At 58.6% G+C, this 19,400-nt stretch carries 21 protein-coding genes and 1 tRNA gene; 3 read left to right on the forward strand and 19 right to left on the reverse strand.

Going from position 1 to position 19,400, the window contains the following annotated elements:
• Positions 1 to 62 precede the first annotated feature (62 nt).
• From SCM96_02210 to rfbA, 5 genes are all read right to left on the reverse strand, one after another.
• Complete coding sequence (locus SCM96_02210) at positions 63 to 1,526, reverse strand: asparagine synthase-related protein (protein MDW7759433.1); 1,464 nt, start codon at positions 1,524 to 1,526, stop codon at positions 63 to 65.
• Positions 1,527 to 1,573: 47 nt separating this feature from the next.
• A complete protein-coding gene (locus SCM96_02215; GenBank protein ID MDW7759434.1) occupies positions 1,574 to 3,217 on the reverse strand; it encodes a cobalamin-dependent protein in 1,644 nt (547 codons plus the stop codon).
• Positions 3,214 to 4,323 carry an NAD/NADP octopine/nopaline dehydrogenase family protein gene (locus SCM96_02220; protein MDW7759435.1) on the reverse strand — a complete coding sequence of 370 codons (1,110 nt, stop codon included), beginning with the start codon at positions 4,321 to 4,323 and terminating at the stop codon, positions 3,214 to 3,216. Before SCM96_02220 ends, SCM96_02215 begins: the two co-directional genes overlap by 4 nt.
• 132 nt (positions 4,324 to 4,455) lie before the next feature.
• The gene (rfbC, locus tag SCM96_02225; GenBank protein ID MDW7759436.1) at positions 4,456 to 5,010 is read right to left on the reverse strand and encodes a dTDP-4-dehydrorhamnose 3,5-epimerase; all 555 of its coding nucleotides are present in this window, start codon (positions 5,008 to 5,010) and stop codon (positions 4,456 to 4,458) included.
• Positions 5,007 to 5,888, reverse strand: a complete 882-nt coding sequence (gene rfbA / locus SCM96_02230; protein ID MDW7759437.1) for a glucose-1-phosphate thymidylyltransferase RfbA — start codon at positions 5,886 to 5,888, stop codon at positions 5,007 to 5,009. The genes rfbC and rfbA overlap by 4 nt, the downstream gene beginning before the upstream one ends.
• 119 nt (positions 5,889 to 6,007) lie before the next feature.
• On the opposite strand from rfbA, the gene SCM96_02235 reads away from it, so the two are divergent.
• On the forward strand, positions 6,008 to 7,837 hold the full coding sequence (locus tag SCM96_02235) for a tetratricopeptide repeat protein (GenBank protein ID MDW7759438.1): 1,830 nt from the start codon (positions 6,008 to 6,010) through the stop codon (positions 7,835 to 7,837).
• Positions 7,838 to 7,866: 29 nt separating this feature from the next.
• Positions 7,867 to 9,261, forward strand: a complete 1,395-nt coding sequence (locus tag SCM96_02240) for a Gfo/Idh/MocA family oxidoreductase (GenBank protein MDW7759439.1) — start codon at positions 7,867 to 7,869, stop codon at positions 9,259 to 9,261.
• 42 nt (positions 9,262 to 9,303) lie between these two features.
• Here the strand turns inward: SCM96_02240 and SCM96_02245 are convergent.
• From SCM96_02245 to SCM96_02265, 5 genes are all read right to left on the reverse strand, one after another.
• A tRNA-Arg gene (locus SCM96_02245) sits at positions 9,304 to 9,377 on the reverse strand.
• 12 nt (positions 9,378 to 9,389) lie between these two features.
• The gene (locus SCM96_02250) at positions 9,390 to 10,541 is read right to left on the reverse strand and encodes a tyrosine-type recombinase/integrase (GenBank protein ID MDW7759440.1); all 1,152 of its coding nucleotides are present in this window, start codon (positions 10,539 to 10,541) and stop codon (positions 9,390 to 9,392) included.
• Between the two features lie 321 nt (positions 10,542 to 10,862).
• Positions 10,863 to 11,345, reverse strand: a complete 483-nt coding sequence (locus SCM96_02255) for a hypothetical protein (GenBank protein ID MDW7759441.1) — start codon at positions 11,343 to 11,345, stop codon at positions 10,863 to 10,865.
• 3 nt (positions 11,346 to 11,348) lie between these two features.
• Positions 11,349 to 11,516: a helix-turn-helix domain-containing protein gene (locus SCM96_02260; GenBank protein ID MDW7759442.1), complete on the reverse strand. Its 168-nt coding sequence runs from the start codon at positions 11,514 to 11,516 to the stop codon at positions 11,349 to 11,351.
• 45 nt (positions 11,517 to 11,561) lie between these two features.
• Complete coding sequence (locus SCM96_02265) at positions 11,562 to 11,945, reverse strand: hypothetical protein (GenBank protein MDW7759443.1); 384 nt, start codon at positions 11,943 to 11,945, stop codon at positions 11,562 to 11,564.
• Between the two features lie 17 nt (positions 11,946 to 11,962).
• Here SCM96_02265 and SCM96_02270 point away from each other — a divergent pair, with 17 nt between their 5' ends.
• Positions 11,963 to 12,136 (forward strand): helix-turn-helix domain-containing protein, encoded by a 174-nt coding sequence (locus tag SCM96_02270; protein ID MDW7759444.1) that lies wholly within the window; start codon positions 11,963 to 11,965, stop codon positions 12,134 to 12,136.
• 26 nt (positions 12,137 to 12,162) lie between these two features.
• On the opposite strand, the gene SCM96_02275 is transcribed toward SCM96_02270, so the two are convergent.
• The 9 genes from SCM96_02275 to SCM96_02315 are packed head-to-tail and all read right to left on the reverse strand — an operon-like array spanning position 12,163 to position 19,294.
• Entirely contained in the window at positions 12,163 to 12,426 is a 264-nt protein-coding gene (locus tag SCM96_02275; protein ID MDW7759445.1) for a transcriptional coactivator p15/PC4 family protein, read from the reverse strand.
• A 4-nt stretch (positions 12,427 to 12,430) separates the two neighbouring features.
• Positions 12,431 to 12,670, reverse strand: coding sequence for a hypothetical protein (locus tag SCM96_02280; protein MDW7759446.1), 240 nt, complete (start codon positions 12,668 to 12,670; stop codon positions 12,431 to 12,433).
• Between the two features lie 27 nt (positions 12,671 to 12,697).
• Positions 12,698 to 13,168: an HK97 gp10 family phage protein gene (locus SCM96_02285; protein ID MDW7759447.1), complete on the reverse strand. Its 471-nt coding sequence runs from the start codon at positions 13,166 to 13,168 to the stop codon at positions 12,698 to 12,700.
• The gene (locus SCM96_02290; protein ID MDW7759448.1) at positions 13,165 to 13,686 is read right to left on the reverse strand and encodes a hypothetical protein; all 522 of its coding nucleotides are present in this window, start codon (positions 13,684 to 13,686) and stop codon (positions 13,165 to 13,167) included. The genes SCM96_02285 and SCM96_02290 overlap by 4 nt, the downstream gene beginning before the upstream one ends.
• On the reverse strand, positions 13,683 to 16,148 hold the full coding sequence (locus SCM96_02295; protein MDW7759449.1) for a phage tail tape measure protein: 2,466 nt from the start codon (positions 16,146 to 16,148) through the stop codon (positions 13,683 to 13,685). Before SCM96_02295 ends, SCM96_02290 begins: the two co-directional genes overlap by 4 nt.
• A gap of 16 nt (positions 16,149 to 16,164) precedes the next feature.
• A complete protein-coding gene (locus SCM96_02300) occupies positions 16,165 to 16,563 on the reverse strand; it encodes a hypothetical protein (GenBank protein ID MDW7759450.1) in 399 nt (132 codons plus the stop codon).
• A gap of 11 nt (positions 16,564 to 16,574) precedes the next feature.
• A complete protein-coding gene (locus SCM96_02305) occupies positions 16,575 to 17,225 on the reverse strand; it encodes a hypothetical protein (protein MDW7759451.1) in 651 nt (216 codons plus the stop codon).
• 51 nt (positions 17,226 to 17,276) lie between these two features.
• On the reverse strand, positions 17,277 to 18,761 hold the full coding sequence (locus SCM96_02310) for a hypothetical protein (GenBank protein ID MDW7759452.1): 1,485 nt from the start codon (positions 18,759 to 18,761) through the stop codon (positions 17,277 to 17,279).
• Positions 18,758 to 19,294: a hypothetical protein gene (locus SCM96_02315; GenBank protein MDW7759453.1), complete on the reverse strand. Its 537-nt coding sequence runs from the start codon at positions 19,292 to 19,294 to the stop codon at positions 18,758 to 18,760. The genes SCM96_02310 and SCM96_02315 overlap by 4 nt, the downstream gene beginning before the upstream one ends.
• Between the last annotated feature and the right edge of the window lie 106 nt (positions 19,295 to 19,400).

Genomic DNA, 19,400 nt, shown 5'->3' on the forward strand with positions numbered 1-19,400 from the left:
GAAGACCCATGATACACGATGGCGCAACCCCGGCCAAAAGGCGTCCCAATAAAACGGCGGGATCAGTTTCCCTGTCTGTGGATCGTCATGCCCAGGGCTTCGACCGCCTTCGGAGAGGGGAAAGATTCCCGGAAAATCCGGTAATAGAAGAGATCCTCCTTGGACGGAAGAACAAGCCCGGGGGCGATCTCCTTTTCCGCGGCAAACGCTTCATCGCTGATCCGCGTTTCGGCGACTTCGGCCAATTTGTCGCCGATACCCGAACCCGACCAGAATTTCTCCTTCGGCCGCATCCGAATCTCCTCGGGGAGGCGGCCTTCCAAAGCCTTCCGGAGGATCCATTTTTCGGTGCTGCCGCTTTCATGGATCTTCCATTTCATCGGAATGGCGTTGGCGTAAGCCGTGACATCCGGATCGAGAAAACAGGTCCGTGCCCTTGTGCCATGGGCGGAGGCCATCCGGTCGACGCGCTGAAGCGCCGTGTTCGAAAGCGCCGCCTGTGCCTGAGCCAAAGCGGCCGGGATCTCGTCTCCCGAGAGGGCTTTGAGATAGCTGTAACCCGCGAAAAGTTCGTCGCCGCCCTCGCCGGAAAGAACAGCCTTGACATGCCGGGAGGCCAGTTCGGCCACAAGGAAATTGGCCAGAGAACTCCGGACAAGCGGTGCATCGAAAGATTCGAGATGATAAATGACGCGGGGCAGAATTTTCAGCAGATCGTCGACGCCGTAGAGAACCTCAAAGTGCCGCGTGCCCAGGTATTCCGCCGTCTTCCGGGCGAAAGCGAGGTCGGGAGCGCCAACCATTCCGGCGGAAAATGTTAGAAGAGGCGAACGATAGCGGGAGGCGAGAGCGGCCATGGTCGCCGAATCGAGGCCTCCGCTCAGCCAGCTTCCGAGAGGTTGATCGCCGGCCGCTCGAATTTCCACAGCCCGTTCCAAACGCTGGAGGAGGGCCGAGGCAATGGAACCGGCATCTTCCGGAACTGCGGAATCCAGGGGCTTGACCTCAAAAGCTTGAAGCTCGCCGTCGAAAATATGGCCGGGAGGAAGGGCCTGGATTTCCCCGGTCGCTTTTTGCAGCGCTTTCATCTCTGAGGCAAAACACAGCCGGCCTTCCCGGTAACCATAGTAGAGGGGCGCCTGGCCCATGGCGTCGCGGGCCAGAAGGATTCGGTCACCGTCACGGATAACCAGGGCAAACGGTCCGTTCAGGCGTCCGACAAAACCCGGGCCTTCGTTTTCGTAAAGTTTCAAAAGGAGGTCTTCATCCGAAACGGCCTCGACATTCGCTTCAGACCGAAGCGCCTCAAAATTATAGAGTTCCCCGTCCCAGACAACGGACTTTCCATTTCGGCTCAAAGGTTCAACCGCGGCATTCGGCCCGGCGGATAGCGCGATCATGCCGAAGGCAAAGTCGTCTTCAGCCAGCACTCGGCAACCGTCGGGACCGCGGTGGGTCATGGTGTCCAGCATGGCGAGGACGAGCGTTCCCGCGTCCTTCCTGTCAACTCCTGCGATTCCGGCCATGGTTCAGAACCGCGGCCTTTCGGTATTTTTTTCGATTTCGTTATGTTTCATGATTTCTCCTTTTGCAAGGCGGCCAACCGTTCTCTCTCGGCCATCGATTCACCCGTTTGGGGATCGACGGCCCGGCAGGCGCCGTCGACAATGCGGGTGACGACACGGCCTCGGGCGTAACGGTGGCCTTTGAAGTGAGGCGTGTCCAGAATCCCTTTTTCAACCGCACCGGCGATCACTTCGGGATCCGTCCACGGATCTCCTGCGCCTGAACGCCCAAGATCCTTCAAGTCTTCGAGAAGAATCCCGGCTTCGGCGATCAATTCGGCCTTTCTTTCCTGAACCCGGGGATCGCAGGCCGGGTCGGGAAGACCGAGCAGGCAGAGTTCCAAAGCGCCGCGGGCAATTTTGCAGCTTTCGATGAGTTCGTCGGCCGTCACGGCGTGATCCCCCTCGCTGAATCCGACCACATGGAAAATATGAGGTGCGAGGGACATGCTGACGGCCCCGGATGCGGCCAGGTGCCCCTTGGCGGCTGAAAAATCGGCCGGCATGCTCGAAAGCCCGGCCCGGACTTCCCGGAAGACGGTGAAGTTCTCGTCGGCCAGACCCTCGATCAGTTCGATCTTGGCCAGCATCTTGGCCAGGTCCATGGCCGGAGAAGTCCCGGCCGGTGTATTGAACATGTATTGCGACACGTAGTTTCGAACGCCCGCCGCCTTGGCATTGTAGGCGGCCAGAAAAGCCATGGTCACGGCCAGGGCATCATGGGCGTTCCGCAGGCTCCATTGATGCGATTCATTGACCTCGACCGGAGTCCCCTTTTCAGCATACCAGCGGATGACCCGGAGGTTTTCGGCCATGGCCTCCCTGAGGGGGCGGGTCGACCGGCCGTCGAGATCGCTGTACCAGCACAGGGGAATGGCCGCCCAGGCGATATGGATTGTCCGCAGGCTCATCTCCGCCCACTTGTCGAGATCGCGCGTCCCGCTGTAACAACGGACAAGCGGGAAATTGCCTCGGCGCGTTGCGGCATAAATCGCCTCCAGGTCCTCGGCCCGGCGCAGGGGCACACCGCCCGCCCCGTCCTGGGCCGGATCCCTATCGGCCGGCCGGAAAAAACTCGCCTGGGCGTTCTGGTCGGGACCAATGGACAGGACGTCCAGCACTCCGGCTTCGGCAATCTTCTCCACTCCGGCCACGGTTTCTTCCAGCGTCGGCCGCCCGAAATGATGACGGATCAGCGGATAGGGATGGAAACTCCGGATCCGGCCGACCAGATCCGCCGGATAGTCTCCGGGACCCGTCTGATGTTTTTCTCCACGGATATAGGACCGGATCTCGTCCAGGGACTCGGTTCCGGTGAAGACGCGTTCGAAAAGGCCCGATTGTTCGGCGACGGCGGCCGCCGGCGGCGTGCCGCCGAAAACGCAGCGCAATCCCCCCCGGATCTTATCTTCGAGGAGACCCTTCAATTCCTGAAAAAGCGGCGCGGCGGCTTCCGGCGTAAGGCGGTAGCTCACAGCAACGATGTCGGGATTGTGCTTTTCCACGGCTTGGGCAAGATCCCGGGGCGGCACGGCCGGACCCAAAAAGACGGTTTCATGCCCCTCGTCCTCGCACATCCTCAGAAATCCCTGGATGCCCGCGACATGGACGCAGGCGCCCAGGGACGCGCCCAGAACCTTTGCGGTTTTCACGCTCCCGCCTCCTCGCCGAGAGCCAGAATGCGAAGCTCCCGGACGGAAAGGCCGTCAATGCCCAGCCGCTCGACCGTCCGCCCCTCGGTCATATAGTCACAACTATGGATGACCGAAGCCAGGTGGATGAATGCATCCATCGTCGGTGTGGGGATCTCCAGCATTCGTCCCAGCGAAGCCATCGGAACAAGGCTCATGGGAATGTCTTCCGTGATGTAGCGGACTCTCAGCGTCTTGGGTGCCTGGATATCGCGATAGCCGGGATTGTCCATCATGGCGTCGTAGAGGTTTTTTCCGGTCGCATGATAGGCCCTGTAGAGCCACTCCCTTGCCGTCATGGCGTTGATCCCCACGGCCGCAGCCACGGCGACACGCTCCTCGTCCATCCTCTCCATGATCGTGCAGACTGAAGCGCTGATCCCCTGCATGTAAAACTCAAAATCCACCCGTTCTTCGATCCACGAAGCATTGAGAATGGTGATGGCCGGATGGAAGACGGCACCGATATTATCGAAACTCGTCTTGAAGATGTTGGTTCCCGGAACGAACTGGGGGAACGCCAGCCGGACGATCTTGAGAACTTCGGGAATCCTGTAGGCGGGGATGGCGGCCAGGGGGACGGAGTTCTTGATGCGAAAGATTTTCGCTTCTCCGGGTCCCAGGGCCCGGGACGCATAGAGAAGGCTCTGGGTTTCTCCGACAATGACGTCCGCCGTGCAGCCCTCCTGCTTAAGGACCTGTTTGAATTCGAGGGCGCCGAAAGTCCGGCCGGGATTGAGCACGACGACGTGGCCGTCCCGGAGATGGGGCGCACAGACTTCGGCCATGAAGCGATGTCCCGAGGCGGGGACCACGACCATGAGAATATCTGAGTCTTCAAGAGCTTCGGCGATTTCGGACGTGGCTTTTCGCACCCGTCCGAATCCCTCGACTTCGCCGCTCAGTGAAATGCCTTCCCGTTCTTGAACGGGCACGATCCTGGCCTCGGTGCGGTTGAAAAGGTTCACCGTAAAACCCAGGAGAGCCAGATGACCGGCCATAGCCATGCCGCCGTGCCCGGCGCCCAACACACAGAAATTCGGTTTTTTTCCTTCAAGACAAGACATCAAAATGCTCATTCTCAAACCCTTTCAAAGGCTTTCCTTCTCCGAAAAATGGAGAACCGTCAAACTTCAGCGGGATGATCCGTGTGCTTCGATGATAAGGGACGGAATCCCGTCTGTCAAGAAAAGAGCGGACTAGCCCCGTTTGGGGAGAGAATCAAAAGGAATATCCTTGAGGCGGGGGAAACGGGAGTCCTTGTCCGAAACAAGGGGATGTTCGACCGGCCATCGGATGCCGAGATCAGGATCGTTCCACAGCACCCCGCCCTCGGTCTTTGGATCGTAGAATTCCGTGCACTTGTAGACAAAGAGGGCCGAGTCGCTGAGCACACAGAAACCGTGGGCGAACCCGGCCGGAACATAGACCTGCAGGCGGTTTTGATCGGAAAGGGTTTGCCCGGTCCAGCGCCCAAAGGATGGAGAATCCGGACGGATATCGACGGCGACGTCATAAACCTCGCCCGACAAAACCTGGACGAGCTTGCCCTGGCCGCGGGGATGCTGAAAATGAAGCCCCCGCAGCACGCCTTTGGCGGAAAAAGACACATTGTCCTGGACAAAAGGCTCGGATAAACCGAACTCGGCATAGCGATCCCGGCTCCACGTCTCCATGAAATAGCCTCGGGAATCGGCGAAGGATTTCAGTTCGACAAGAACGACTCCGGGAAGATCGGTCTCGACGATTTTCATCCCTCGTGCTCCCGGGCCAGCTGCAACAGATACTGGCCGTAGTGATTTTTCTCCAGGGGATCGGCCAACTGCATGAGCTGCTCCCTGTCGATCCAGCCCTTTCGAAATGCAATCTCCTCCGGGCATGAAATCATCAGGCCCTGGCGCTGTTGAACGGTCTGAACGAAAACACCGGCCTGAAGCATGGCTTCCGGAGTTCCCGTATCCAGCCAGGCGATGCCGCGTCCCAGCAACTGGACATGGAGACTTCCGTCTTTGAGATAGGCGTTGTTCACATCGGTGATTTCCAATTCGCCGCGGGCCGAGGGGCGGATCTTGGAGGCAATGTCTGTGATCCTCTCGTCGTAGAAGTAGAGACCGACGGCGGCATAGTTCGACTTCGGACGGGCCGGCTTTTCCTCGATGCCCAGGACACGGCCCGCGCCGTCGAATTCAATGACGCCGTATCGCTCGGGATCGCGGACATAATAGCCGAAAATCACGGCACCCTCGCGACGCTCGGCCGCCCGGTTCAAGGCTTCCGGAAGCCCGTGACCATAGAAAATATTGTCACCGAGGACGAGGCAGGCCGGACCGCCCTGAAGGAAATCCCGTCCGATGATAAAGGCTTGGGCCAGCCCTTCCGGACGCGGCTGCTCGGCATACCGGAGACGGAGACCCCACCGGCCGCCGTCTTCCAAAAGATGGCGGTAGAGCGGAAGATCCTGAGGCGTCGAAATGATCAGGATGTCCCGAATGCCGGCCAGCATCAGAATCGTCAAGGGATAATAGACCATGGGCTTGTCATAGACGGGAAGCAGTTGCTTGCTGACGCTACGGGTCACGGGATAGAGGCGGCTTCCGCTGCCGCCGGCCAGGATGATGCCTCGTCGTTCCATGGAGCCTCCGCAGGATCAATATCCGATTGAGGGCATTTTATCTCAAAATCCGGCAAATCGTCAAAAAGCTTGACGGGTTTTGAATGAATTCACTACAATGAGTTTTGATAGGAGGTGTCATGAAACCTTTCCGCAACGCCATTATGTTCCCCATCATCGCCGCCCTGATCGCGTCTCCCCTCTTATGCTTGCAGGACGACGATGCCAAGCTTTTCGACAAAGCCGGCCCGGGCATGATTTCCCTTGTCGCGACCGGAGCCAACAATGAGACCGTCGGACGCGGGACAGGTTATCATGTCACTGAGGAATTGGTCGCCACAGCCTACCACGTCATCAGCCGGGCCGACTCCGTCGACGCTCTGAACATCAAGGGTCGAAAAGTGCGGGTGGACGGGATCGTCGCTTTCAACAAGGAGATGAACACCGCCCTGATCAAAGTCCGCGGTAAAACCGCTCCTCTTGCTTTGGATACGGAGTGGAACCCCGAGAAAGGCACCCGCGTTCTGATCGTCGGGGCCAACGAGTCGGGAGAATTGACCCACATGGAAGGGGTTGTTCGGAACACCCATCAGTTCGACTCCGTTCGGCGCTTTTACGAAATCGGGGCCTCGACCCCCGAATCCTTCAGCGGCGGAGTCATTCTTGCGGAGAACGGCATGGTCGTGGCCATGATGGTCTCTTTGGAGAGGGGCGTCAGGATCGGCATTCCCGCCTCCTTCGTTCAGGGAATGTCGCGGACCGCAGCCGCCACGGCCTTCAAGAGCCGTCAGACCGAAGATTACTTCGAAACCCTAGAAGGCACCTTATTCGCCGGCCAGGCGGCCTTACGAATGAACGAATTCATGGCCGCCCGCATCCATATGGAAAAAGCCGCACGCCTGGACCCGAAACAGATTGAAGTTCATTCGGCCCTGGCCGATATTTACATGGACCAGCGGGATTACACGGCGTCGATCGCGTCCTATCAGAAGGTCCTTGAACTCGATCCCAAGCGCGCGGATGCCCTCACCCGGTTGGGATCCGTTTTCATGAGAATGCAGCGGTACGCCGACGCGATCGAAGTTCTGGAAAAGGCCCGGGCTCTCGAACCCCGAAACTTGCAGATCCTCTTCGATCTCGGGGGAGCCTACGAGGAAACCCGGGATTTTGCCAAGGCCGCCGACATCTTTCATGCCTATCTCAATCTCAACCCGGAACAGGTCTGGCCCGCCTATCAACGACTCGGCAACACCCGGATGAAACTCGAGCAATATGACCGGGCCGTCGAAGCCTTTGCCGCCGCAGCGCTTCACAACCCGGACGACCCGAAGATCGCCTTCAGCCTGGCCGAGGCTTATCAGAAGACCGGCAATTTGGACAAGGCCGAGGAGACATTCGCCAAGCTGGCGGAAAATAATCCCGATGAGGCCAAATCCTATTACGGCCAGATTCTGAAGATGTACGACGAGGCCGACATGCCCGAAAAAGCCATCGAAGCCGCAAGGAAGATTTTTGAGCTGGATCCCCAAAATGAGTACGCAGGTTACAACCTGGGCCTCATGCTTCAGAGAGTCAATCGTTACAAGGAAGCCATCGACGCCTTCCGGAGCAGCCTGGAAGTCAATCCCGATTTCAGCGCCGCCTGGTTCAATATCGGATCCTGCCACATGCAGCTCAAGAACTGGGCGGAATCCGTGGAGGCCTACAAGAAATATGTCGATCTGTCCCCCGACGACCCCAACGGCTGGATGGCCATGGGTGTCGGATACATGCAAATGAAAAAATTCGAGGACGCGCTGGATCCTCTTCGCAGAACCGTCGCGCTTCAGCCCCAAAATGCCGCGGCCCAATTCAACTTGGCCGTTTGCTACGTCAACCTCAACGATCATTTCAGCGCGCGCGAAGTCCTGAAGGTTCTCGAAAAGCTTGATCGCGGCTTTGCCGAAAGACTGCGTAAAGTCGTGCGCTGACCGCATCCGCCCGACCGAAAGGCAGAGACATGAGCGACAATCCGGCCTCCCGTCCCAAGTCCTTTAACCGGAGAGATTTCCTCAAGGCCGGCGGAGCCGCCGGATTGGGTGCGGCCCTGGGCCATTTGGCCTTTCGCCATGCGGCGGCCCATCCGCCGCAAATCGGCGGCATCGCCCCTGTCGATCATTTCGCCGTTCCTCCGATTCCCACGGTCCGCGTCGGCTTTGTCGGCGTCGGAATGCAGGGATCGGGGCATTTCCGGAATTTCCTGCGTATCGAAGGCGTCGAGATCAAGGCCGTTTGCGACATGCGCCAAGAGCGGGTGGACTGGGCGAAAAGCCAGGCTGAAAAAGCCGGCCGGCCCATTCCCGTCGGTTATGCCGACGGTCCGGAAGACTTCAAACGCATGTGCGATACGGAGGAACTCGACCTCGTCTACAATGCCACGCCCTGGGAATGGCATACGCCTGTGTGCATCAAGGCCATGGAAACCGGTTCACACGCCGCGACCGAAATTCCCGGCGTCCTGACCCTGGACGATTGCTGGAAGCTTGTCGAAACGGCGGAAAAACAGAAAAAACACTGCGTGATCATGGAAAACTGCAATTACGACAGGACCGAATTGATGCTTTTCAACATGGTCCGGCAGGGCCTCTTCGGCGAACTCCTGCACGCCGAATGCGGCTATCTCCATGATCTGCGCGGCTACAAATTCGGAACCGCCTATTATCCCCATGATTGGCGGTTGCAGCATTCCATCAAGCGCAATGCGGATCTCTATCCCACCCACGGCCTGGGACCGGTCGCCCAGTGGATGGACATCACCCGGGGCAATGCCTTCGATTTTCTGGTGTCCTTCAGCAGCCCCGCCCGCTGTCTTCACCTGGAAGCCGTCAAACGCCACGGCCCGGACCACCCTCTGGCCAAAACGGACTATGCTCTCGGCGACATCGTCAACACCATGATCAAAACCCGCAAAGGCCAGACCATCCTGGTCACCCATGACACCAATGCTCCCCGCCCCTACAGTCGAAAAATCCTGATCCAGGGCACCCAGGGCTTGGCCCGAAAATACCCTGAGGAAAAACTTTACCTGGAAGGAAAAAGCCCCTCTCACCGGTGGGAGGACCTCGCGAATTACCGTGATGAGTACGAACACCCTCTCATCAAATCGCTCAGCGAACAGGCCAAGGGCGCCGGCCACGGCGGCATGGATTTCATCGAGGATTACCGGCTCGTCCAGTGCCTTCGGGAAGGCCGTCCGACCGACATGGACGTCTACGACGGCGTGACCGTCAGCGCCGTGATCGAACTCAGTGAACAATCCATCGCTTCCGGCAGCATGCCCGTCAAGTGTCCCGATTTCACGCGTGGCCGCTGGAAAACCCGTCAACCCCTTCCGATCATCGGCGGGGAAGCCTGAGGCCGCCCTTCCGAGTCGTTCTGAAAAACGGGAAAAAAGAAGCGCGCCCGGCAGGATTCGAACCTGCGACCGTTGGATTCGAAGTCCAGCGCTCTATCCAGCTGAGCTACGGGCGCACGCTGTTGATTCTAATGAGTTTGAGTGGCCTTTTCGGGCTCATCAAAAAAGCCTGTTTTTTCACCACTGGCGACATTTTGACGACATTGAAACAGGTTTTCCGTCACCCGCTCGATCGCCGTCCGTTTGTCGGTGTCCGTCGGATGAACATAACGCATGGTCATTTGAACCGAGGCGTGCCCCAAGATCTTTGAGGTCGTCACGAGGTCCGTCACCTTCACCAAACGATAGGCGGCCAAGTGCCGGAGGTCATGGAAACGGAGCCCCGCGATTCCCGCAGCCCGGAGCGCCGTCGAAAAGGATCGCTTGATCTCCGTGATGTTCTTCCCGGTCTCGAAATTCATGAAGACATAATCACTTTTTCTTTCTAAAGAGTCAAGCTCCGCAATCAGCCGGCCGTCGATGGGAATAACGCGCTCACGCTTTGTCTTGGAGTTCTCGGCCGGGACCCGGATCGTGCCCAAACGGAGATTCATGTCCTCCCACCTCATCTTGAGAATTTCCGATTTTCTCATCCCGGTGGTGATCGCCAACATCAAAATCGGCCTGAGGTGCGGCGCAGCTGCGTCCAACAGCCGGATCAAGTCTTGGTCCGAGAGATTCAGTTTGAGAATGAGCTTCTCGCGACTGTTGTTTTCCTCGAGCTTTTTAACCCGCCGGCCGCGGATCGGGTTCGAGGCAATAAGTCCGTCATACTCCGCGGCATAGAGGACCGATTTCAAAAGCGAAATCTCTCGGTTGATGCTGGCCGGGCTGAGGCCCGCCTCTCTCCGCGACGTGATGTATTTCCGCACGGCGCCGGGCGTGATGTCGCCCAGGGCAAAGTTCTTAAAGGCACGGTTGAGATGCTTCAGTGAAATTTCATTCCGCGGGGCGGATCTCTTCTCTTTCCACTCTGCCGAATCGAGAAGAGCTCGAGCGTAGGCTCCGAACGCGTCTCCGGTCGGCTTCGGATCTATCAATTCGCCGAGCTTCCCGCCCCTGGCTGCAATCCGGAGCTTGGCCAGGAAGGCGCGCGCCTCTTCTTTCGTCCGGCCGGCGTAGCGCCGGACCCGGCGATAATTCAGGGTGATGTCCGAGAGATAGTGGCTCGGCTTCCCCTGTATCCCGGGAACGAAGATAAGGTTCTTTTCCGGCTTCATGGCGTCCCCCTTTTTTCTCAACTCGACCTCCGGGCCTCACAATGCGTCGGGAATGCACGCGATCGCATTGGGGCCGCGATTCCGGCCCAATCCATACCGGAGGCAGCATTTTTCAATTTACCCCCCCTGTTCCTGCATGAACTTCGCGCGGAACATTGGCATTTCTGGAGCCCGCCACGCCCCCAAATTCCCGGGCCCGGAGAAAGCCCTTGATTTTCTGAACTTCAAACCGCCGACACCCAGGGAGCTGGATAAACGGGATCTTCCGCTGGGCGCACCACTTGTCGATGCACTTCGTGGACACCCGGAGAAGATCCGCGAGTTCTTTTTTTGTCAGAAGGGTCATTGCCGGCCTGCCGCCTGAGCTCTCGAGTTCTCCCGTCGCCAGCTGAACAGCTCTTGAAGCGCCCAGACGTCGGCGTTTTTCTCTGACTCCCTGATCGGTGCCTGCAGATCCTTTCCATCGAGAGACAGCAACAGCAGGGCAACCGGGGTGCCGCGAACCTCCATGTGCCCGATCTCGTGGAAAAGCGCGAAGTAATAAACCTCATCCGGAAAAATGCGACACCCCAGCCTCTTGGTGAGATATTCGGCGGCAGCTGCCGTGTCAACATTGGGGTTGAAGTGAAGCCGCGGTCTGATAGCCCCGAGCGGTTGGCTCACCCGTGCATAGGCGCCGTCTTTCCAAGATTCCTCTTCCTGCCAGTCGGGATGCGTGGTTGCGACACGCGGATCCCGGGTGCTGATTTCATCGACCCCATACCTGGCGGCTTCGGCCTTGGCAAATTCGAGGAATACCTCGAATCCATTCTTTGAAGCGTTCATGAATCACCCCTTGTTAATGAATTTTCGAAGATCCCGCTCGCGGATCCTCCAAAGTCTGCCCCCCCCGAGCTTGTGGGCCCGGAGCTTCCCGGAGTCGATCCAACGAATCACCGTGCTCCGGTCAACCTTGAGCAGACTGCAGACGTCTTTGATTTTCAAATATGTGTCCATAACAATTCCCTCCCGGCTGACGATTCATTTAAGAAAAACGGCATTTCAGGAAATCTCCACAAAATCGAATTTCTTCTCGCCCGGCGTTCGGCTCACTATGCCCTTCGTGAAGATGCGGCCAGGCAACCGGTAATTATGGCATAGTTGGCGATCCCGATCCGCGATGGGGCCCTCGACCACCCGGATCATCAACACCTCGTCGCCCTTGTTTTGGGAGTTGCGGATTCTCTCCAGGTGAAACGGACATGTCGGGTCATTGAGCTCAATGATCCGATACATCCCCAGCGGTGAGTCTAACCACGCCCGAACGGACTTGATCATACGGCTCCGCGGGCGTTCGTTATTGTCTTTTTTATGCATCACTATACTACATAATACAACATAAAACGACATTGTCAAGACCCCGGCTATAATTTTTTCCGGCTTCATGGTATTATCCCCGCCAGATGGATACGGGATATTTTACAAAGCGGGAGATCGCCGAGTATTTAAAGATCAGCCTGGCGACCCTTGAGCGCCTCATGAAAGAGGGCCTTCCCCACATTAAACTCAGCCGGCGCGTCCTATTCCGTAAGGCCGACGTGGATGCCTGGCTGGAATCGAAAATCATTTCCCGGTAGCCGCCCCCGCTGGCTCTCATTTTGGTTTAGAGCATTGAGCGTTCTTCGTGAGCCGACGGTTCAATTCTCTGGGCCTTGACAACGGCCTTCTCCAGCATCGGGAGGAGCTCCTCGATAATTTCGGGCCTCAGGCAAAGACCCTTCTTTGTCGGCACCGGATCTTTCCCTCCTTCATTGAGAAGCCAGAGCCTGATGTCGACATAGGTGTTTCCTTTGAACCGCGAGATTCCGACCCTGACAATCTCCGCGGAATTCTTTTCAACGGAACCGATCAAGTCACGAGCGTCCATGATCTTAGGTCTCCTCTCGCCCCAGCCGGGCTTTCTGCTGCAGCCGATCCAGGCGTTCGATAACATCATCGAGTAGGCCGGCCGCGTCTTTTCGCGTCACGGTGTTCCGCACGGTGAAAAGCAGGCTCACGATTCCGCGCTCAATCTCCTTCAGCTCACCTTCGAGCCGCTTCTCCTTATCGATGCGCTCCAGGCGTTCGAAGGTGGCGTCCAGCTCCTCCCGCCAGGTTTCCTTAATTTTCATTCTTCTCGCCTCCGTAGTCATCTTCGGTTAAATGATGTCCTTGAGTATCTTCTTGATTCGCTCAAAGAACGGCCCCGCATGTTTCTCGAAGGCCGGAAACAGCCACGGCCGAGCCGGAAGCCCGCCGCGTTTCAGGATGTTCTTTGCGATCGCGAATTCCGCCCCCTCCATGCCGTGCCACCGCGCCCAGTGCTCCAGGGCGTCCGGCGGCGGCATCTTTGTCGTGTGTTTCGTACCAAACTCAACCCACTTCCCATGAGGCGCCGTCGTGCCGACCTCGGCTTCCATTTTATCGGTTGAAAATTCTACAATGGTCTTCTTTCTCAGCTCCCCCGTATCGATGGCCTTGACTTCATCGAGATTGCGCTTTGCCTCCGCCTGAATGTCAAGAGCGGTGGCCGCGATTTCACCCGCAACTTGTTTTCGGACCTCTTTTGACATCTTCTTCAGGGCCTTCCGGATCTCATCCTCGCCCTTGATGGTGACAGTGACCTTCACGATGCCCGCTCCCCCGCCCTTGCCCGGGCGGTCACTTCGCGACTGAATTCAACAGCCCGCTTCTCCCATGCGTTCTTTTCTTCGACCGTATAGGGAGGGCGGAATAACTCGTAGTCGGCCAGGTGCCTGCATTCATGCGCAACCGTCGGAATGATTTCCTTGAAGGGCATGGAAGACAAGAGAAGGATTTTCCCTTTGAGAAATGATTTCGTTCCCACCTGGCCCCAAAAGCCGGACTCATCCTTGTGATATCGCAGCTCCGGCAAATCTCCCCCTCGGCCGGAGAGGCTTCGAAGGGCTGTGAGCGTCTGAACAAAAAGCCGGTCCACTTCTGCCTCTGCCTTGGTTGCTTCGCGGATCCACTGAATCTGGATGTCGCGCGGGAGGTCTGGCAGAAGCTGCCGGCTCAATTCAACGCCCCGGGCCGCCTCCCAGTGCCGACCAAAGTCCACAAGGTTGTCTTCTATCATTCGGTAGAAGAAGGCCCCGCTCTTCTCGGCTTGCCCGACCGGCATCATGCCCTCCCGCCCTGGACGGCTCGGGTGACGCGCTGCGCCAATCGCTTCGAGATCTCATCCAGATCCCCGGCGTTGTGGATGTCGCCGTAAAAATACGCCTTGACGTTGACCCCCCCGCCGACGCCGGCCAGGGCCCCCGCCTTATCGAGCGGGATCACCGCCTCCGGGCCTTTTTCTCCGACCATCGCAAAAGTCGGCCGCGTGACGATGCCGCCTTCTCCAAGTTTGATCGCGGAGAAAAGACGCGAGACGAGAGCGATTGCGCCGCCGACGGCCGCGACGTTGAGCGGGAACGGAAGCGACGTCATAACCGAGCTGATGACGCCGGAAATCGCCTTCGCCTTGCTGGACGCGAAGGTTGCCATTTTACTGATCGCCTCTTGTGCCATAAGCTTTTTCAGCGACCCGATCGCATCGTTTGCCATACCCATGAAGGCCCCGGCGACGCCATCCAGAAGCGACTCTTTGCCCGTGCACCAATCCACGAACGCCGACATTGAGTCTCCCATGAAGTTTTCGTGGATCTTCATTATCTCTTTGTAAGCCAAATCCTCCAGGCCTGTCAGCCGTTGGGCCGTTTCTTCCGCCGCCGCATAACGCGCATCATTGAATTCCTCGTAGGCTTGGGTCTGGATCTCGTAGCCGTGAAGCGCGGTCTGATAGGCGGCCGCCACGGCGTTCTGATGCAGGCTGGCGAGAACGGCCGTTTTTCCTTCTTCAATCTCGATCTCTTTCTTGGCCCCGCCTTCTCTGGCCTCGACTTTCTCGCCGATCGACACGCGGGTCATTTCGACCTCAGAGGTCATCAGGGCGTTGAACTCCGAGGTAGCCTGTCTCTGGGCCTCGGTCATGCCGGCGAGTAGTTCTTGATATTGCGCCATCGCATCGCCCGACTCTGCGGTCACGTCTTCCCACTTGAGACCGACGGCCGCCACGGCGTCTTTCATGGCCGCCAGGATCGGTTCGGATTCTTCGACCTTCGCGTTGAGTTCTTCCGTCGATTGCGTCGCCTCGGCCTGTTTCCGCGCCATGAGTTCTTTCGCCAGCGCTGCGTCGGAGACTCCGCCCGTGAACCTCCGGATCGCCGCATCTGCGCTTCCCAAGATCCGCTCGAACTTCGACGTCTTGCGACCCGTTTCCTCTATCTCGCGTTGATAGAGTTCATTCATGTCCTGATATTCTTTCCGGGCTTTGCCAAATGCGATGCCCGCCGCCACGGCCGCGCCCGCGACAAGAGCCCACGGGCCGAGAGTACCGAGAAGCGCCGTCTTTACGGCCCCGAGTCCGGCGACAATCGTCGGGAACAGCGCAACGACTTTCCCCAGGACAATAAGAACAGGCCCGGCCGCGGCCGCGAGGCCCCCGACGACCATGATCACGTCTTGAACCGGCGAGGGAAGACGCTCGAACCATCCAAAGACTTTCTCAACCATCCCGATCAGTTTCGGAAGATAATTCTCGGCTAGGGTCAAGAGTTTTGTCCCAATCGGCTCCAGGGCCAGCATGAGGCGGTTTTTCGTCTCACCCCACATCTCGGAAAAGCCTCGCGTGTCATCCGTCGCGCTCTTGACGGCACCGCTTGAACCCTCGATTGTTTTGACCAGGTCCCCGACCTCAAGGCGGCCTTCGCGGATCGCCGCGGCCATGTCCGGACCCGCCACCGCGCCGAACAGCTCAAGCGCCAGGCGGTTCGCCTCCGAAGTGTCGCCGGCGTTTTTAATCGCATCGACCGTCCGCTGGAACGTCTCTATGACCGGCTCGCCGTCTCTCGCCATCTTTCCGAGCGCCTTCCTCAATGATCCCATGACCAACTCGGCGTTGACGCCCTCTTTCTCGAACTTACCGACCATCGCCGCCGCTTCCTCGAAAGAGAACCCCATCTGGCGGAGAGGCGCGCCATATTGGACGATCTGCGCGTTGAGCCGATCGAGGCCGATCCCCGTCACCTGACTGGCCGTAAAGAGTTTATCAAGAGCATCCGGAGCGTCTTCTAATTCAATCCCCCAATCGCCGAGAGTCCGCGTAAAAGAGGCAATGAGCGCCGACGAATCCACGCCCATCATCCGGGCCGCGTCCAACGTCCGTTTCGCCAGATCTTCGAGAACCGGACCCGTCGCGCCCGTCCGCGTGTTGAGATCCGCGACCGCCCGAGAGACTTCAAGGATGCTCTGCGGGACGGTCTTCGCAACTTCCCGGGCGGATTGCTGAACGCTCTTCAGCGCATCTCCGGTCAGGCCGGTTCCGATGCGGATCGCGTCCATGCCCTTGTCAACGTCGATGCCGGCTTTCAACGCGGCCGCGCCGACGGCCATGATCGGGAGCGTGACAGCCGCCGTCATCGTCTTTCCAATCGAGGTCATCTTTTTGCCGACGGCATCAAATTTTTTCTCGGCACCGGAGATCTTCGATTCAAACTCGGCAACGTTGGCGCCGATCTTAATAAGCAGTTGTTTTAGAGTCACAATCCACCCCCCATCTTCAATTCACAAGTCCAGGCCCCTCGCGAGGCCCGCGGCGATCCGGCCCGGGCGCCTCTTCCAGCTCCAGGGTCCCCGTCAGATAGCGCGTCATAAACGGAAGAAAAAGAGCCGCGATTGTCGTTCTCCAGGCCTCAATCATTGTGATCTGCCCTTTGCTGACAGAAGCATTCAAGAGATTGGCCGCGCTTTCTTCCGTCATTCCCGGATCCTCCCACGCCAGCCCCATTTTCAGAAGCGGCGGAAGATCACCAAGGTTAAAGGCAAACTTGTCCGGATCAATCCCAGAATCCGTGAGGGCTCCGGGATATTTTTCACGGAACCATTGAACAGCCTTCATGTCGAAAATCAACCGCCGAGGCCGGTCCAGCATGATGACGAACTCGCCCAGCGGCGCCACGGCAGCCCCCCTCACTTCGCCCCGGGCGGCTGGAACCCCCGGCACAATCGCGCGGGCCCCCCGACGGCGTTGAAGCCAAGATCCCCCAGGCTGATCCCGAATTCCGCGCACTCGCGCGTGAAGAGATCCACCGTTGTCGCCGTGGTCGGGCCATCGCGGCCGACGGCCACGACGTGGGAACCCGCAAGGAGGTTCGAAAGCGGCGGCAGAACCCCGGCATAAATAACCCCGCCGGCCTCGCGAAAAACCTCATTCGTCTCGGCTTTCAGCTTGAGGATGGCCTTCTCGGCCGCCTCGGCTTCCCGGAGCTTCACAACAAACGCCTTGACTGCCTTCACAAAGGCCGGCCAGGCCCCCTCCAGAAGCTCGCGTTTTGCCTCGATCCTCGTTTCCGTCACGGCTTCTTCAAGAACCGTCGCGGCCTCTTTGCGCTCCGGCAGTTCTTTCTCGATCGTCGCCTTTCGCTCAAGTAGCCCGACGCGCTCCGCCTCCAGCTCCTTGAGATTCGGGGTCTTCAACACCCGCGCCTTGACAAGCTCACCGTGGAGTTCGCTCAGCCTCTTTTCGATAGGCGCCGCCTCGACCCGACACCCCTCGAGCGCAGCGGCATTCTCGGCCAATGCGGCCGTGAGCTTCTTCAGTTTCTCAATCGCTTTTTCCATCGTCTTTCACCTCCGATATTTTTATTCACAGACCAGGGTCCCCCCTGGCTTTCATTTCCACCCATCCCACAGCGGGAAACTTGGGCGTCGGATCGGTTTCGGGGTCTCTCCCCCGAACGAATCATCAAACAGCCGCCGGATCCTGGGCGCCATCGCCTGCCTCGATGCCAGAACCGCGGCGCCGGCGGCCGCATTCGCCAAATCATCATGAAGCCCCGCCGGGTGTGTCACCTGATCTTTCCCCCCAGGCCGAACACGACGCTCGAGCTGCAGAAGCTGTGTCTTGAGCCTTACATTATCCGGAAGCTCAACCTTCCCGGAAGCGACGAGCGCCAGAAATGCCACATAGATCTCCGATGCCGAAAGCTTCGATGCCTCAACACGAAAACCATTCTTCCGCCAAATCTCACAAACCCACTCACCGCCCCAATGGTCACAGGTGACGGTGGAGACCCGATAGCCCCTGAAGAATTCGGCAAAATCAGCCGTCACGGCCTCCGGCGAGAAAGGCGGCCTCTTCTCCCTGACCGCATTCACAACAATCCGCCCCGTGACCGGGTTCCGCGATGCCACCGCCGCCGTATAGGAATCCTGACGCCCCCCAGACGGATCAATGAATCCCCGAGCCTGCGCCCCCTTCTCAAGCTGCAGATCCGCGATCCGGCCAGGCACAACCGCGCTCTCAAGAAGATCCAACCCCAGGAATGACTCAACGTCATCCCTGAAAACCGAAAGCCACTCAGCCCGGGCGGCCGACGGATCTGCCTCGAGCTCCCTCTCGATCATAGCTCTGTCAAGCGTCGGGTTCATCGTGAGTGAATCTGAAACCCACGTCAGAACATCAGAATCCTTCCCGTGATGCTTTGAGACCATCTCCCAAAGTAGGCCCTGCCTTGCATACGCCGAGGATATCCCCAGCAACAGTGACCCCGGTGCCGTCGCGAGAGATGGCTTCAACGCCCGGAGGATCTCCGTCGCCGGATTCGCGTAGATCTCCGAGGACCGCCAAAACGCGAGCTCTTCCATACACGCGAAAATCACCGTGCGCCCGCGGATGCTCCTGTAATTAGCCGTGGCTATCTCGATATCAACCCCGGTGGAAAGCTCGATCGACTCTTTGCCCTCTGCGATAATTAGACGCCCGAGGCTCGGGTTTGAATTCAGCAACCCCGAGATGTAACCGTGAATGACCTTCGCTTGCGCCCTATCCGTTGCGATGATAATGGCCTTCCCCCGCTCACCGGGAGATAACACATTCCGCCAGTCCCGGAACGTCGCCAGGAAGACGGCGATTAGAGCGGCCAGCCGAGATTTCCCGCTCCTCCGCCCGGACACACAGAAGACTTCCCGGAACGGCCCGGTGGGAAGAAATTGGCGGCCGGTGCATTTGCGGTAGATCTCAAGGTCCCGGCCATCGACTATCGGAAGCCCAAAGGCCGCGGCCAGAAAGACCATCCAGGCGCGCCACGTCTCAACATCATCGAATGCGCCGGCAAAGATCCGGGGGGACCGGAGAGCCCGGAGAATATCGCTCATGACGCGCCTTTCTCCTCGTTTTCCTTCTGACCCTGGCCCCCCTGACCCTCATCCTTGGGAGATCGCTTCTCCTGGACCGCCCCGTGGCCCGGCTCCGCGGAATCCTGCGCCTCTCTGCCCTCTTCCGCGGCAAGGTCAAGGAGCTCTGCCGGAGTCAGGGGCTTCCCGCCCGGGTGGTCAGGATCCAGCCCCAGCGCCACCAGGTCCAGGCGGATGCTGTTGGCCCACGCCAAGTAGTTCTGTCGAAGGATTGGAGCCAGTGTATCCCCGACAAGAATGCCGCTCTCCCCGAGGTGCTCCTCGATGACCCTAAGAACACCCAGCTTCGAAATCACGCGATCAATCAGGATCCGCCGGCCCGCGGGGATAGCGTCTTCGTCTCCCCCGTGATCGTGAATCAGGCCCTGGCGAATGTCCTCGAGATATCTCCGGACTCGGTTCATGTCCTCGGGGAGGGTCCCACTCCGGACGGCGAGAGAGTAGCCGCCGTGTTTAAGGGGCCGGCCGATCTTCCGCGGCTTTTTCTTCGTCATTTCGTATCCCTTTTGTTTTCTTTCACTTGGATTTTTGGGTGATTTCTCATCTCGTCAAAATTCCCGTCAATAGTCACGCCTACAGGGGAAAAACATGGACCTTTAC

This window comes from Acidobacteriota bacterium (assembly GCA_033549365.1).
Taxonomy (GTDB): Bacteria; Acidobacteriota; Aminicenantia; order Aminicenantales; family Saccharicenantaceae; genus JAWSUF01.

Coding starts and splice junctions, on each gene's coding strand:
- SCM96_02210 (MDW7759433.1), bottom strand. CDS start 1,526: ATGGCCGGAATCGCAGGAGTTGACAGGAAGGACGCGGGAACGCTCGTC.
- SCM96_02220 (MDW7759435.1), bottom strand. CDS start 4,323: ATGTCTTGTCTTGAAGGAAAAAAACCGAATTTCTGTGTGTTGGGCGCC.
- rfbC (MDW7759436.1), bottom strand. CDS start 5,010: ATGAAAATCGTCGAGACCGATCTTCCCGGAGTCGTTCTTGTCGAACTG.
- rfbA (MDW7759437.1), bottom strand. CDS start 5,888: ATGGAACGACGAGGCATCATCCTGGCCGGCGGCAGCGGAAGCCGCCTC.
- SCM96_02235 (MDW7759438.1), top strand. CDS start 6,008: ATGAAACCTTTCCGCAACGCCATTATGTTCCCCATCATCGCCGCCCTG.
- SCM96_02240 (MDW7759439.1), top strand. CDS start 7,867: ATGAGCGACAATCCGGCCTCCCGTCCCAAGTCCTTTAACCGGAGAGAT.
- SCM96_02255 (MDW7759441.1), bottom strand. CDS start 11,345: ATGAACGCTTCAAAGAATGGATTCGAGGTATTCCTCGAATTTGCCAAG.
- SCM96_02260 (MDW7759442.1), bottom strand. CDS start 11,516: ATGGACACATATTTGAAAATCAAAGACGTCTGCAGTCTGCTCAAGGTT.
- SCM96_02265 (MDW7759443.1), bottom strand. CDS start 11,945: ATGAAGCCGGAAAAAATTATAGCCGGGGTCTTGACAATGTCGTTTTAT.
- SCM96_02270 (MDW7759444.1), top strand. CDS start 11,963: ATGGATACGGGATATTTTACAAAGCGGGAGATCGCCGAGTATTTAAAG.
- SCM96_02275 (MDW7759445.1), bottom strand. CDS start 12,426: ATGGACGCTCGTGACTTGATCGGTTCCGTTGAAAAGAATTCCGCGGAG.
- SCM96_02280 (MDW7759446.1), bottom strand. CDS start 12,670: ATGAAAATTAAGGAAACCTGGCGGGAGGAGCTGGACGCCACCTTCGAA.
- SCM96_02290 (MDW7759448.1), bottom strand. CDS start 13,686: ATGATGCCGGTCGGGCAAGCCGAGAAGAGCGGGGCCTTCTTCTACCGA.
- SCM96_02305 (MDW7759451.1), bottom strand. CDS start 17,225: ATGGAAAAAGCGATTGAGAAACTGAAGAAGCTCACGGCCGCATTGGCC.
- SCM96_02310 (MDW7759452.1), bottom strand. CDS start 18,761: ATGAGCGATATTCTCCGGGCTCTCCGGTCCCCCCGGATCTTTGCCGGC.
- SCM96_02315 (MDW7759453.1), bottom strand. CDS start 19,294: ATGACGAAGAAAAAGCCGCGGAAGATCGGCCGGCCCCTTAAACACGGC.